Here is a 13388-nt window from a genome sequence, read left to right on the forward strand (position 1 = left end):
AATATTTTCGGGGCTTTATAGAAAGTATGGGTGAGCTTTCGATGTTGAGGTGCTTTCGAGTGTCTACTCTTCAGTGATGAGTTAGTTTTCTGTGGGGAGCGTGAATGTGCGGATTGATTTAGGATTTTTCTCATTCAATTTATCAAAAAAAACAGGAAGAGATCAAAAAAAATCATTATTGGCAGATGTCGATTTTATAAATGATAGCCATGTATCGTTTATAAAACGCTCCTCAGCTCAAGAATTACAAAAGAATCTCGAGGGGTTAGTCGTAAATGACCTAATTGGAGGACTTGAGCTTGCTAGGGGAATTCTTAAAAAAGAAGGGATTGTGATAGTGCCACAGTTTTTGAGCTCAACTATGGTTGACAAATGTGCTGTTGTGATCTCATCGCTAAAAAAGCAGGTGTCAGATTTTTCCGACTCCGAAACTAGGCTGAGAGAAACTGACAAAATTCTTTTCCAGAAGGGAAGCGAAAAGCTATCGAGTTTCACTGAGCTCTCTGCCTATTCAAAGACAGTAGTGCAGATCCGAGAGGGGCAAGATAACGGGATGGTGGATGTTTTTAATGTAAACATAGCTTTTCCTCAACTTGCCGGTTTGCGGTCCCGTTACGAGTCAGAAATCGTAAAAAAAATCCTGTACAATGGCAGCAGAGATGTAGAGTTTAGGAATCTTAACCTTTATTTGAATAAAGGTATCACCAAAACACGTGGTTTTCACGCTGACTCCTTCAGCCCTCAATTAAAAGCGTTTATCTATTTGACGGATTGCTTGACCTTGGATGACGGTCCTTACACCTATGTAAAAGGAAGTCATGTTGATAGTGCTTACCGCCGGTTAAATAAAGAACTTTGTGCTAATCTTCCTAACAAAACAGAAACTCCCATATTAGATAGAGATAATGTTGTGCCGGTCCTCGGCAGGAAGGGAACGCTTGTGATTTCTGACCAGAGTGGTTTTCATCGAGGGTTTCCACAGAGCCCTGGACATAAAAGAGTCATATCAGTCATGAATCTAAAATAATATAGTTCAGGATCAAATCATGCTTTCTAATTCTACCATCCTCATCACCGGCGGCACTGGCTCGTTCGGCCACAAATTCATTCCCATGACGCTGGAAAAGTACAACCCCAAGAAAATCATTATTCTCTCTCGGGACGAGATGAAACAGTGGGAAATGGCCAAGCTGTACCAAAATGATGACCGCTTGCGGTTTTTCATTGGAGACGTCCGCGACAAAGAACGTCTCTATCGCGCAATGGATGGTGTCGATTACGTAGTCCATGCTGCAGCCACGAAGATTGTACCTACCGCGGAGTACAATCCGTTTGAGTGCATCAAAACCAACATCATCGGGGCTATGAACCTGATTGATGCCTGCATTGACAAGAAGGTTAAAGGCGTAGTGGCGCTCTCAACTGATAAGGCCAGCAGCCCTATTAACTTGTACGGCGCCACAAAACTTGCTTCGGACAAAGTGTTTGTAGCCGGAAACTCATACGTAGGCGGTCATGACACTAAGTTTTCCGTGGTGCGTTACGGCAATGTGATGGGTTCCCGAGGCTCCGTTATTCCGTTCTTCATGTCCATCAAAGATAAAGGTGTTCTACCCATCACCGATCCTCGTATGACCCGCTTCATGATTAGTTTGGAGCAAGGCGTAGAGTTAGTTTGGCATGCGTTTGAAGACATGGTTGGGGGGGAGATTTATGTGAAGAAAATCCCGTCCATGAAGGTGACCGATCTGGCCCGTGTGGTTGCGCCCAATGCGAAACATGAAGTGGTGGGTATTCGCCCAGGCGAGAAGCTTCACGAGCAGATGATTGGCGCGGAAGATTCCTACTTTACCTACGAATACCCGGAACATTATAAGATTTTGCCTAACATCAACGGCTGGAGCACCTGCAAAGAGCGGATTAAAGACGGCCAGAAGGTCCAGGAAGGTTTTGTTTACGCCAGCGACAACAATGCTGAGTGGATGAAAGAAGAAGAGCTACAAGATTGGATTAACCGCAATTACAGTGAAATCGGTAAGATCTGACAATGATTCCCTATGGTAAGCAGGACATCAACCAAGCAGACATTGATGCAGTGCTTGATGTGCTGCAGTCTGACTTCCTCACGCAAGGGCCGCAGGTCCCAGCCTTCGAGGCCAAGGTTGCCGGTTACGTGGGTGCAAAGCATGCACTGGCGGTAAATAGCGCCACCTCTGCATTGCATATTGCGTGTTTGTCTTTAGGGTTGGGCAAGGGAGATTGGTTGTGGACCACACCGATTACCTTCGTGGCCTCTGCTAACTGCGGCTTGTATTGCGGGGCTCAAGTAGATTTTGTCGATATAGACCCACGTACTTACAACCTGTGCCCCAAAGCGCTAGAGGCAAAGCTTAAAGCGGCTAAGCGTGAAGGCCGCCTGCCAAAAGTGCTGGTGGCGGTTCATCTGTGTGGCCAGCCCTGCGATATGCAAGCCATCCACAAGCTAAGCCTACAATACGGCTTTCGCATCATTGAGGATGCTTCCCACGCCATCGGCGGCAAGTATCAGGATGAGTTTGTAGGCAGCGGCCGCTACAGCGACATAACGGTGTTTAGCTTCCACCCCGTGAAAATTGTCACCACGGCGGAAGGGGGCATGGCTGTCACGAACAGCGATGAGCTGGCTAGCTGCATGAACCTCCTGCGTAGCCACGGGGTAACCCGGGATCAGAGCTTGATGACTCACGAACCGGATGGACCCTGGTACTATCAGCAGGTGGATCTGGGCTTTAATTACCGGATGACAGAGCTGCAAGCGGCACTTGGTATCAGCCAAATGGATCGACTGGACGCTTTCGTGGCGCGCCGGCACGAGTTGGCAAGGCGTTACAACCGGTTGTTGAAGGATCTGCCCGTGACCACACCCTCGCAGCATCCCGATAGTTATTCAGGCCTGCACCTGTACGTGATCCGCCTCCAACTAGACAAAATTATGGTCAGTCACCGGCAGGTTTTTGAAATTCTGAGGGAACAGGGAATTGGAGTGAATCTGCATTATATTCCGGTGCATACACAGCCGTATTACAAGGCGATGGGCTTCAAGGCGGAAGATTTCCCGGAGTCGATGGCTTATTACGGTGAGGCTATCAGCTTACCGATGTTTCAGGGCATGACGGATGAGCAGCAAGATGAAATACTGAGTGCTTTGACGTCGGCGCTGGACGCTGGAGGTAAGGTATGATGCGGCTTGCAGTTATTCCCGCCCGCGGTGGCAGTAAACGCATACCGCGTAAGAATATTAAAGAGTTCTGCGGCAAGCCCATGATTGCCTGGTCGATTGAAGCTGCCCGCGAGTCGGGGTGTTTTGATCATATCATTGTCTCGACGGATGACCCGGAGATTGCGGCAGTTGCTGAGGAGTATGGAGCCAAAGTCCCGTTTACCAGGCCTCCGGAACTGGCCGATGATCACACTGCAACACGGCCAGTGATCAACCATGCCGTTCAGGAAGTCTCCCTGCTTTGGGGAATGCCTGAATACGTATGTTGTCTCTATGCAACATCACCATTCATGCTGGCTGAGGACCTGAAACAGGCCTTTACCAAACTCAGAGACAGCAACGCCGATTTTGTCTTTTCCGCCGGTCGGTTTCCGTATCCGATAAAGCGGGGCTTTCGGGTTAATGGCGCAGGCCGGGTTGAACGGCTCTGGCCAGAGCATCGATATACAAGGTCTCAGGATCTGGAAGAAACCTATCATGATGCAGGGCAGTTCTATTGGGGAAAAACCAATGCCTTCCTGAACCTTGGAGACCCGATGTCTGAGGCAGGGGTTGCATACGTGCTTCCGGGAACCCGTGTCCACGATATTGATACCCAGGAAGACTGGGCTGTCGCCGAGCTCTTGTTCAGGGCTCTAGAGCAGCGATGAGACAAGCCCCTTCAGAGAGAACGTGTCTACCTACGGTTGCCATCCGCGTAGATAGCGGCCACAAGATTGGTTCTGGCCATGTGCGCCGCTGTTTGTCTCTGGCCGCTTTCCTTAAGAGAAACGGCTTTAGCCCTGTCTTTATCTGTCGGGATATCCCTGGAGCGAACACTCATATAATTGAACAAGCCGGTTTCGAACTAGCTCTGTTACCCGACGACGAACGTTTTGCTTTCAGCGTATTTAGCTCCACGTTTTCCGCAGCCGATTTCGAGAACATGGTGCAGGACGCCGAGCAGAGCGCAGATGCGTTTGCAAGGCAGTATCCGGGGGTGAAAATAGCATGGGTTGTATCCGATCACATGATGATCAGAGAACCCTGGCAAGCGCGATTTGCTGCTAAAACGGGGTGTATGGTTCTGGCGATAGACGGCCAGGCTAATGCGCCCCACCACGCAGATGTTTTGGTTGATCCGCAGATTTCTGAAAACCCGGCGGAAAAGTGGGCTGGCCTGTTGCCCGATACTTGTGTTTTTTATAGCGGACCATCCTGCCTGCCGTTGTCACAAGCTTTTGAATCAGCGCGGGAAAGAGCTTCAATCCGGTCAGGGCCTGTTAAAAGGGTTCTGGTGTGTTTTGGAGGCACCGACATTCAGGACCTCGTTTACAGGGCGGTGCAGACCCTAGTCGCCCGAGCTGACCAGACGCGGTCTTCCGTCGTTGAGATCGATATTGCTGTGCCATCGGATCTTCCGTCTCTTAAGAGGTTGGAAGAACTGGTTGTGGGCTATTCCCGTTGTCGTACGCACGTTGGCTTGAACGATCTCTCGTCCTTGATGCTGTCGGCAGATCTGGCCATTGGAGGTGGTGGGATCATGCTGTGGGAGCGATGCTTGTTAGGGTTGCCAGCAATCGTCGTGCCGCTGGCTGAGAATCAGGAAAAACCAATAGAACGGCTTGAAGCAAGGGGAGCTGTGATTTCAGTTGGGTCGCCCGACGAGGTTTATGAATCCGGAGTTGAGAAGGCCTTGAGACACATTTCCCAGAATCCTGAGGCTTTATGCACTATGTCAAGCGCGGCGTTTGAAGTCATGTCAGACTGGCCTCAAACAGATGATTGGCTGAATGTAATGAAAGGCTGTAAAAATGAGTGAGATGAAAAAAATCGCAATTGTTGGCGGCAAAGGTAATGGCCTTGTCGTTGCTCAGGTCATTGAAGATATGGCTAGTGTTGGCCATAACATTGCGGTGGCGGGTTTTCTTAACGATCACGAGCCGATAGGCAGTCGCATTGGTGAGTACGAAGTAATCGGTCGTCCCAGAGAATGGAAAAACCTTGAGTCAGACACGCAGATTGTTTTCGCCTTGCTGAGTGTCGGGAAAATGGAAGAGCGCAGTGACCTGCTCTCGGCGCTTTTGGTGCCAGAAGACAGGCTTGAGACGCTAGTTCACCCAACCGCGTTGGTGGGCTCTGGGGTATCGGTCGGTAAAGGGTCCGTTATCTGTTCCTATGTTACTTGTCAGCCTGGTAGCTCCATTGGCAACAACTCGATTGTCAGAGCGGGAGCGAATCTGGGCCATGACGCCAAGGTGGCTGATTTTGTTGATATCGGCCCGAACTGCACGCTTTGCGGATACTCCGACGTGGCGAAAGGCGCGCATTTGGCTCCGAATTCTGTTGTGCGGGATAGCGTATCAGTGGGCGAGTTCGGAGTTTTGAGTGCTGGGAGTGTCGCGCTTAAGAATATCGAGCCGAGAACTGTCTGGATGGGAAATCCAGCTAGAAGAGTTAAGTAACCTCTAAAAATTTCTTGCATCAGACAGGATAGGTAAAATGATCGGAATCAAGAATGTAGCGTCCTTTATTCCAGAAGATGCGTTGGATAACCTTCAGAGAGTGGAGGAGTTCGGTGAATCATCAGATTTCATCGTAAAGAAAATCGGTGCCTTAAAACTACCTCGGAAAGGCGAAGCGGAAGAAACGTCTGATTTGGCAGTCAAAGCGATCGAGCAGCTGCTTAAGAGTTCGGATGGGCTCGCATCGTCTTCAATTGACGCATTGGTAGTTGTGACGCAGAACGGTGATGGTGAAGGCTTGCCACACACTTCCGCTATCGTTCAGGCCAAGATGGGGCTGCCTAAAAGCGTCGCCGCCTTCGATGTGTCTCTTGGGTGCTCCGGTTACGTTTATGGTTTGCATGTACTTAAAGGATTCATGGAATCCGCAGGATTAAAGAATGGTGTACTGGTAACTGCAGACCCTTACTCAAAAATTGTTGATCCTGCCGACAAGAACACCTCGCTACTTTTTGGGGATGCAGCGACCGCCACTTGGTTAGGAGAGTCGCCTTCGTGGCTGATAGGCCCCGCCCTCTTCGGTACCGATGGAGAGGGAGAGGACGCACTCAAAACAAGTGGGGCCTGTCTGACCATGAACGGTCGGCAGGTTTTCGACTTCGCAGCGAAAAACGTTGCCCCGAATATCAAAGCACTACTGGCCAAAGCCGAAATGGATGAAAGCCAGGTTGATGCGTTCTGCATTCACCAGGGTAGCTATGCCATTGTCGATGTGATCTCCCGGCGATTTAAGGAAAACCAGCATAGATTCGTTCGGGATATTGAAAACACTGGCAACACGGTTTCTTCCAGCATTCCATTACTGATAGAAAAGCACGTACTGAAATCAGAATGTAAGACCATTGTCATCAGTGGGTTTGGAGTTGGGTTCTCCTGGGGAACAGGATTGCTTACCAGAAACTAAAATTGATTCATTGAAGTGAGGATTGCAATGATTACTGAGCAACAAGTAAAAGACGCCATCATTGCCGCGGGAATTGACGTGGATGTCAGCACAATCGGGCCCCAAGATAACTTGGGTGATCATGGTATTGATAGTCTAGACTTTTTCAACCTGTTCCTTGAGCTCGAGGATGTGGGTGGAAAGAAAATTCCGGATGAAGATATCGATAAGATGAACACTATTGAGGCAATCATCCAGTTCTATGCAGGCTGATAGCAAAATGACGCAGCGAAATGCTCTGATTGTGGCGGAACTTTCCGCCAATCACGGAAATGACCTTGGGCTGGCTCTGGAAACCGTCGATGCATTCGCATCGGCGGGTGCCGACGCGATTAAGGTGCAGACATTCCGTCCAGAGTCCCTGTGTATGAACATAGACAATGACTACTTTGGCCCCAGAAAATCCGGGCTCTGGAAAGGTAAAACTCTTTGGGATATCTACAGTGAAGGTTCTCTTCCCTACGATTGGCATTGGAAGATACAAGAGGTCTGCCAAAAACGAGGAATTGAGTTTTTTTCTTCCCCGTTCGATCTTGAGGCCGTTGATTTTCTGAGCTCCATGAATGTGAGCAGGTATAAAATCGCCTCTATGGAGATTAATGACCTACCTTTGATCAGAAAAGCTGCCTCGCAAGGTAAGCCGATCATTATCTCAACCGGGCTTGGTGACATCTCGGATATCCAGAAGGCTGTGGATGCATGCTTTGAAGTGGGTAACACAGACGTGACTCTCCTGAAATGTACGTCCAGTTACCCAGCCCCTCTTAACGCTGCGAACCTGAGAACTATTCCAGATATGGTTCAGCGATTTGGTGTTTCGGTTGGTGTTTCGGACCATACCCTCGGTTTCATCGTGCCCGTGGCTTCTGTGGTACTGGGTGCCAGCCTCATTGAAAAACATGTGGTGCTGGATAAAAAGCAGGAAACGCTGGATGCTGCGTTTTCTCTCGACCCCTCAGAGTTCTCGGAAATGGTGCGTCAGGTTCGCGCCGCCGAGGAGACTTTGGGAGAGGTTTCGTACCACGTTGCAGATGAAGACAAGCTCCGAAGACGCTCGCTTTTTACCAGCGTGTCGTTTACGAAAGGGCAGGCAGTGACCGAGGATGACCTTCGCTCCGTTCGGCCTGGCCATGGCGCAGAGCCTGATTCTATCAGTCGGTTTATTGGTAAGCGCGCAAAATTAGATATATCGGCTGGAACACCGGCTCGGCCTGAAGACTTTGAATAAATTCTGATGCGGGGATGTATAAGTTGTCTGAATTAACAATGTTACCGGATTTCAGATTCAAAGGTGGACGAACCTATATTCATGGCACAGACCTGTTTCAGTCGGTAACTCAGTTTCTGGAAACCAGAAAGAGTGGCTATTTGAAGGAAATGTCGTTCCGCCTTTTTGGCGACAGGCAATGCGCTATCCTGTTCTCGGCTCCTGACAGTCCGGATGCCCGGGTCATTTGCCAAGGGCGTTGGCACGGCAGTGAGGAGGGCTCAGACGTAAAGTTTTGGGTGGTGGAACAAGGGGCCTCGGTGTCTGATCGTTATGAGTTTGATGAAGGGGTGCTTTGTTCTGGCGCTGAGATTAGCGAAGACACGATTCTTCGGCCATTCGATTCAAAGTTCTCAATGATTGAGAATATCGTGGCACTTACTAAGAGGCTTCATAGTGAGAAGCTTCCTCTTACCGAGGGTAAATGGGTTTTCGGCCAGATTATTCTTAATGAGCGTTTGCCTGAGTGCAGTGGGCAGATACAGATCGAAAACTATCAAAACATTAAAGATCGTTTCAGCCGTAACCGGATTGTTTTGGATGGTCGTCTAGTTGGTGATATTCGGTTTATTGTTGCTTAGATGTTGTTTTAACTTTGTTTCGGTAGAAGCGAAGAGTATTAGCAGCCGGCACGTTAGACATCAAGGAAATCTAGGAAACTATCGCCATTGCGCGAGAAGTTTGCCGCTAAAAGTTTGTCGTTCTCTAATATGTAAGCGGCTACCCGGACGACAGCTTCTTACTGGAACCGGGAAATCTGGCTGCTTTGTGCCGGGATAGTAAAACGGCTTGGGTGGTCGTGGGCCAAGCAGATTATGGGCGAAAATCAAGTGAGCGAGGAAATGGTCACTTTCATCGGTCGCTTTATTTTGTGAAGGCTATGAAAGCGGAGCGAGATGATTACTAAAGGTTGTATTCGAATTGTGGGGCCCAGGTTTGGTTTGACTCCGAAGCACTTAGGCGAGGTGGTTGGGGAAAACGTTGTAGTCTCTGATGCCAATACGCCGGTTATCGAGAGTGTCCTTTCCTGATGGGATGGTATCGTGATTTGAAAGCAGTGCTGTCGGGTGAACCGGAAACTTGGTTAGCGTATCTTCACGGCCAGCAAATAGATAATTTGCCGTTGCTAACCAGCAAGAAGCCTCGCTACAGTGGTTTTTTCCTTCAAGTCTCAAAGTTTATTGTATTCCTGTTGTGGGATCTTTGCTTAAAGCAACCTCCGGAGCTTAACCGATCTGCAAAATTTTTGGTATTTGCAGGCACAGCTAACCAAATGGATTCGTTGGATCAGACAATCGAGTCACTAAAAGAGAGAGGAGAAGAGCTGGTTTGTATCGGGGACCCACGATTACTCAGCGATAAGGATAAAGGAAAAAATTACGCTCCGTGCCAATTGTCTGTCACCGATATAGCCCGCACACTCTTTTTGCTGGCTACCCGAGGTCTTGGTTTATACCGTGGGTTAAAAGCCAGTCATCCTGTTTCTGTAGGTTGGTATTTTGCGAATTTTTGTCAGGTTTATAGGTATCTGTCGTACTTTTATCGTGTGCTTTCGCAGGTTCAGCCGGAATTTGTAATTACGGCAAACGACCACAATGTGCCAAACCGTTGCATGCTCGGTGTTGCTCACCATCTGGGCATTAATACGGTGTATATGCAGCATGCGTCTGTCAGCCCTTTATTCCCGGCGCTGAGGGTTAATTATGCATTTCTGGATGGACAGTGTGCGCTAGACACCTATCGGGAGTGTGAACTCAATCAACCGGATACCGCACGAGAAGTCCCCATTCCAAAGGTGATTCTTTCTGGCCAGAAAAAGCACCTGAGACGAACCAACCGCCCGCATAAAAAAGTGGTTGGAGTGGCTTTTAATGCCTTGGACAATGCCGAAGCCGGAATCGCATTCGTAAATGCCTTAGCTGACAACGGGCTAATGGTACGCTTACGGTGGCATCCTGGCCAGGCGCCACGAGACACCGAGCAATACCGCAGAGCCTTTGTCAACAGCGAGCAAGTGATGTTGAGCTACCCTCGCAAGGAACCCATTTCGGACTTCATGGAGCAAATAGGGTGGCTAATCGCAGGCAACAGCAGTATCCACCTGGAAGCGGGCTTGGCTGGTGTTATGCCGATTTACTACGAAATCGAACCTACAGGCCGCCCGGATTATTACGGGTATGTAAAGCGCGGGCTAAGTGAGCCAGCTGCATCGGTTGCTGAGGTTTTACAGCTAATCGAAAATACCCGCGATAATCACAGACCGAATGCTGACGCGGTGCGTTGCTACAGCTCGACCTATCTGACTGAATGGGAGAACCGGGAAGGGGAGTTGGTGGCGGAGTGCTTAGGGAGGCTCTATACAGGCGCAGAGCTGCCGGTTGATGTGATTGATTTTGAACACATGGTGCTTAAGTGCAGCGAATTTGTTCCTCAGACCCATCAGCTTGCTGTCGATTCTTGACTTAGCCTTTGTAGTCGACGGGGGCATGATCGTGTTTGGCTGATTCCCGGGTAACAACGCTAGCCGCCGTGGGAGCCTTTGCCGTCTACTGGTTAAAATCGATAGCAATATTGATCTGCTCTTCCGCGGATAGGGTTTTCGCGAGCTTAGACATCACAGAGTCCTCGGAAGTGCCGCTGCCAAACGTTTCAAATTAATTGAATAAGTATGGCGGGTGTCGTGCTGCCAGATTGGGGGGTAATCCCGCTTGTCGCTGTTCAGGCAGGGGGCAGACCTCACGGGACTAACCCCCAGTCCCCGAGCAACGTTATTCGTAGGTGCAGAAGTACGCAGTATCAACCTCAGCCTTAACCTTAAAGCTGGTATTCGCTTCCACTTCAAAGGCATCGCCAGCCCCATAACGAACCCAGCTGTTACTGCCCAGCAGCTGAACAGTCAGTGCACCACTAACAACGGTCATGACTTCTTTTTTGCTGGCGCCGAATTCGTATTCACCAGGGCTGATTACGCCAACGGTGGCAGGGAGGGTTGAAGTTTGAAAGGCGATGGACTTCACTTTTCCTTCGAAATATTCGTTTACGTTTAGCATTGCTGTTACTCCTGATAGGTGGCGCGCGTAATATACGACAAAACTTGAGGGCAGAGGATCAAAATTTACTTAGCGTGATTGCCGAGTTTGGCCGTTATTCTCTCCCTGTTAAATATTCCGCCAAAGCCTCAATCTCCCTCTCAGACAACCCACCAGCAACCCCGATCATCGGCGAGTTGTACTTCGCTGGGTCCATCGTCTTAAACCGCCGAAGCGCAATCGTCAAATACTCCGCAGGTTGCCCTGCCAGTCGCGGCATATTCTGAAAGCCCTGAGCCTCCTGCCCATGGCAGCTAGCGCAACGTGTTTTGAATAGCGATTCGCCAGCCTCAATGAGTGCGGGGTTTGAGCTTGAACGAGCCTTTGCCGTCTGCTGACTAAAATAAACGGCAATATTAATCTGCTCTTCGACCGATAAAGTTTTTGCGAGCGTGGACATCACATAGTCCTCGCGAGTGCCGTTGCCGAACTTGTCAAATTGGTTGAATAGGTACTGCGGATGTTGTGCCGCTAGGTTGGGGATGTAGTCCCGTTTGCTGTTGCCGTCTTCCCCGTGGCAATAACCGCAAAACCGGATCCGTTCGTGGCCCGCTTTGTAAGCGGCGTGGCGAATCTCGTCAACAGCCATTATGGCATTGAGTTTGGTCATAGCATTGTCGATATCCGCCTGAACGAACGAAGAGCAGCTAGTGCCCAGAGCTAAAACCAAACATTTCGTCCAATGACCGAAAACCATAATGCACCCCGCGATTCAAACAAACGCAAAGCCTAGCTCCGCTTCCAACGCCCGGTATTGAGAAAGATCAATAAAAAGCAAACAAGGGTTATATCCCTGAGTATTCCAGCCAGTCAAAGATGTAGGGGTTGACGACCTTATGCAGATTCTTGAGCTAAGCTGAAGTAGACGGCTAATGATAGGTGGGCATGCTATGAAACTTCGCTTCCTAGGTGGCACAGGCACAGTAACGGGCTCTCGTTACCTGCTTTCAGATGACAATCATCGGTTGCTGGTGGATTGCGGCATGTACCAAGGCGTGAAAACGCTGCGCCGGCGCAACTGGGCACCGTTTCCAGTCGATCCATCTACTATCAATGCGGTAGTGCTCACTCACGCCCATATCGACCACTCAGGTTATCTCCCTGCGCTGGTGAAAAACGGCTTTAAGGGCAAGATCTACTGCACCGAAGCCACCCACGAGCTCTGCAAGGTTCTGCTGCCAGATGCGGGCTTCCTGCAAGAGGAAGATGCGCGTTATGCATTCAAAAAGAAATTCTCCAAGCACGAAAAACCCGAGCCGTTGTTCACAGAGAAAGACGCTTACGAAGCACTGAAACACTTCGAATCGCTGGATTACCACGAGACATTCGAGCCCGTAAAAGGCTTTGAAGTGTTTTTTACGCCCGCCGGCCACATTTTGGGTTCGGCGTGTGTACATGTGCATCACAAAGGGGCTGATCGCACGGTTGTGTTCAGTGGTGACGTTGGGCGGCAGAACGACATCATCATGCACCCGCCGGAGCCGCTAAAACATGCGGATGTGTTGGTGTGCGAGTCTACGTACGGCGACCGTACCCACGCTGATTCCGATCCCGAAGGTGATCTTCAGGAAATTATCTCCAAAACTGCCGGCCGTGGCGGGATAACCCTCTTGCCCGCCTGTGCCGTTGGCCGCGCACAAATGTTGCTCTACGTCATACACAAATTGATGGAGGCGGGCCGCATTCCGGAAATGCCGGTGTATCTGAATAGCCCAATGGCCATCAAGGCTACCGAAATTTTTTGTAAGTACCACAAAGAACACAAGTTAAACCGAGAAGAGTGCGCGTTGGTCGATCATAAAACCCTATTCGTTCGCACCGTCGACGAGTCCATAGAGCTGGATGCCAAACGCTATCCGTGCGTAATTGTGTCAGCCAGCGGCATGGCTTCCGGCGGGCGCGTACTTCATCACCTGAAAACCTTGCTACCTAATCCACGCAACAGCATCGTATTTGCGGGTTTCCAAGCCCCGGGTACTCGCGGGGATTCACTCGTCAACGGTGCCGAATCGGTCAAAATCCACGGCCAATACTGGCCGGTGAAAGCGGAAGTTCACAACCTGCACTCCATGTCTGCCCACGGCGACTACAACGAAATCCTCACCTGGCTGGAGCAGGGCAGCCTAAAGCCGGATAGGGTCTATGTCACTCACGGCGAAGCCTTAGCCAGCGACATCATGCGCAAACGCATCACCGAAAAATTCGGCTGGCCCGCCGAAGTGCCGGAGCTTTTCCAAGAAGTCGACATTTAACCGCATGCATTTCAATTAGCTAAATCCGCGTGGCGCGGCTCAAATTTGTTACCATGGCGCAAAGGCCAAGCAGG

Annotated in this window: 14 protein-coding genes; 12 read left to right on the top strand and 2 right to left on the bottom strand. The window is 49.9% G+C overall.

All coding sequences use genetic code 11. The features are described from left to right. The first annotated feature begins 106 nt into the window (after positions 1–106). The 11 genes from ACNQ6O_RS04750 to ACNQ6O_RS04800 all read left to right on the top strand — a co-directional run bounded on the left by ACNQ6O_RS04750 (position 107) and on the right by ACNQ6O_RS04800 (position 10434). Complete coding sequence (locus ACNQ6O_RS04750) at positions 107–1027, top strand: phytanoyl-CoA dioxygenase family protein (protein ID WP_418052084.1); 921 nt, start codon at positions 107–109, stop codon at positions 1025–1027. Between the two features lie 19 nt (positions 1028–1046). After that, positions 1047–2045 (top strand): UDP-N-acetylglucosamine 4,6-dehydratase (inverting), encoded by a 999-nt coding sequence (pseB, locus tag ACNQ6O_RS04755; RefSeq protein WP_418052085.1) that lies wholly within the window; start codon positions 1047–1049, stop codon positions 2043–2045. Positions 2046–2047: 2 nt separating this feature from the next. After that, entirely contained in the window at positions 2048–3220 is a 1173-nt protein-coding gene (pseC, locus tag ACNQ6O_RS04760; RefSeq protein ID WP_418052086.1) for a UDP-4-amino-4,6-dideoxy-N-acetyl-beta-L-altrosamine transaminase, read from the top strand. Further along, positions 3217–3909, top strand: coding sequence for a pseudaminic acid cytidylyltransferase (gene pseF / locus ACNQ6O_RS04765; protein ID WP_418052087.1), 693 nt, complete (start codon positions 3217–3219; stop codon positions 3907–3909). Before pseC ends, pseF begins: the two co-directional genes overlap by 4 nt. Next, a complete protein-coding gene (gene pseG / locus ACNQ6O_RS04770; protein ID WP_418052088.1) occupies positions 3906–5060 on the top strand; it encodes a UDP-2,4-diacetamido-2,4,6-trideoxy-beta-L-altropyranose hydrolase in 1155 nt (384 codons plus the stop codon). Before pseF ends, pseG begins: the two co-directional genes overlap by 4 nt. Continuing rightward, positions 5053–5703: a hypothetical protein gene (locus ACNQ6O_RS04775; RefSeq protein WP_418052089.1), complete on the top strand. Its 651-nt coding sequence runs from the start codon at positions 5053–5055 to the stop codon at positions 5701–5703. Before pseG ends, ACNQ6O_RS04775 begins: the two co-directional genes overlap by 8 nt. A 37-nt stretch (positions 5704–5740) precedes the next feature. Beyond that, entirely contained in the window at positions 5741–6667 is a 927-nt protein-coding gene (locus ACNQ6O_RS04780; protein WP_418052090.1) for a ketoacyl-ACP synthase III, read from the top strand. A gap of 27 nt (positions 6668–6694) precedes the next feature. After that, positions 6695–6919, top strand: a complete 225-nt coding sequence (locus tag ACNQ6O_RS04785; protein ID WP_418052091.1) for an acyl carrier protein — start codon at positions 6695–6697, stop codon at positions 6917–6919. Positions 6920–6926: 7 nt separating this feature from the next. Continuing rightward, a complete protein-coding gene (gene pseI, locus ACNQ6O_RS04790) occupies positions 6927–7934 on the top strand; it encodes a pseudaminic acid synthase (RefSeq protein WP_418052092.1) in 1008 nt (335 codons plus the stop codon). A 14-nt stretch (positions 7935–7948) separates the two neighbouring features. Then, positions 7949–8554, top strand: a complete 606-nt coding sequence (locus ACNQ6O_RS04795; RefSeq protein WP_418052093.1) for a hypothetical protein — start codon at positions 7949–7951, stop codon at positions 8552–8554. A gap of 476 nt (positions 8555–9030) precedes the next feature. Then, the gene (locus ACNQ6O_RS04800) at positions 9031–10434 is read left to right on the top strand and encodes a hypothetical protein (protein ID WP_418052272.1); all 1404 of its coding nucleotides are present in this window, start codon (positions 9031–9033) and stop codon (positions 10432–10434) included. Between the two features lie 307 nt (positions 10435–10741). Here ACNQ6O_RS04800 and ACNQ6O_RS04805 read toward each other — a convergent pair whose 3' ends face one another. Continuing rightward, positions 10742–11023, bottom strand: a complete 282-nt coding sequence (locus tag ACNQ6O_RS04805) for a pyrimidine/purine nucleoside phosphorylase (RefSeq protein WP_418052094.1) — start codon at positions 11021–11023, stop codon at positions 10742–10744. A gap of 94 nt (positions 11024–11117) precedes the next feature. Continuing rightward, positions 11118–11672: a c-type cytochrome gene (locus ACNQ6O_RS04810; RefSeq protein WP_418052095.1), complete on the bottom strand. Its 555-nt coding sequence runs from the start codon at positions 11670–11672 to the stop codon at positions 11118–11120. A 280-nt stretch (positions 11673–11952) separates the two neighbouring features. On the opposite strand from ACNQ6O_RS04810, the gene ACNQ6O_RS04815 reads away from it, so the two are divergent. Further along, positions 11953–13314: an MBL fold metallo-hydrolase gene (locus tag ACNQ6O_RS04815; protein WP_418052096.1), complete on the top strand. Its 1362-nt coding sequence runs from the start codon at positions 11953–11955 to the stop codon at positions 13312–13314. Positions 13315–13388: the final 74 nt, after the last annotated feature.

This window comes from Marinobacter sp. SBS5 (genome assembly GCF_048285575.1).
GTDB lineage: Bacteria > Pseudomonadota > Gammaproteobacteria > Pseudomonadales > Oleiphilaceae > Marinobacter.

Bases quoted from the DNA above. Each gene is read 5' to 3' on its own strand.
- pseF (WP_418052087.1), top strand. From the start codon at position 3,217: ATGATGCGGCTTGCAGTTATTCCCGCCCGCGGTGGCAGTAAACGCATA.
- ACNQ6O_RS04780 (WP_418052090.1), top strand. From the start codon at position 5,741: ATGATCGGAATCAAGAATGTAGCGTCCTTTATTCCAGAAGATGCGTTG.
- pseC (WP_418052086.1), top strand. From the start codon at position 2,048: ATGATTCCCTATGGTAAGCAGGACATCAACCAAGCAGACATTGATGCA.
- ACNQ6O_RS04810 (WP_418052095.1), bottom strand. From the start codon at position 11,672: ATGACCAAACTCAATGCCATAATGGCTGTTGACGAGATTCGCCACGCC.
- ACNQ6O_RS04815 (WP_418052096.1), top strand. From the start codon at position 11,953: ATGAAACTTCGCTTCCTAGGTGGCACAGGCACAGTAACGGGCTCTCGT.
- ACNQ6O_RS04795 (WP_418052093.1), top strand. From the start codon at position 7,949: ATGTATAAGTTGTCTGAATTAACAATGTTACCGGATTTCAGATTCAAA.
- pseI (WP_418052092.1), top strand. From the start codon at position 6,927: ATGACGCAGCGAAATGCTCTGATTGTGGCGGAACTTTCCGCCAATCAC.
- ACNQ6O_RS04775 (WP_418052089.1), top strand. From the start codon at position 5,053: ATGAGTGAGATGAAAAAAATCGCAATTGTTGGCGGCAAAGGTAATGGC.
- ACNQ6O_RS04785 (WP_418052091.1), top strand. From the start codon at position 6,695: ATGATTACTGAGCAACAAGTAAAAGACGCCATCATTGCCGCGGGAATT.
- pseG (WP_418052088.1), top strand. From the start codon at position 3,906: ATGAGACAAGCCCCTTCAGAGAGAACGTGTCTACCTACGGTTGCCATC.
- ACNQ6O_RS04805 (WP_418052094.1), bottom strand. From the start codon at position 11,023: ATGCTAAACGTAAACGAATATTTCGAAGGAAAAGTGAAGTCCATCGCC.
- pseB (WP_418052085.1), top strand. From the start codon at position 1,047: ATGCTTTCTAATTCTACCATCCTCATCACCGGCGGCACTGGCTCGTTC.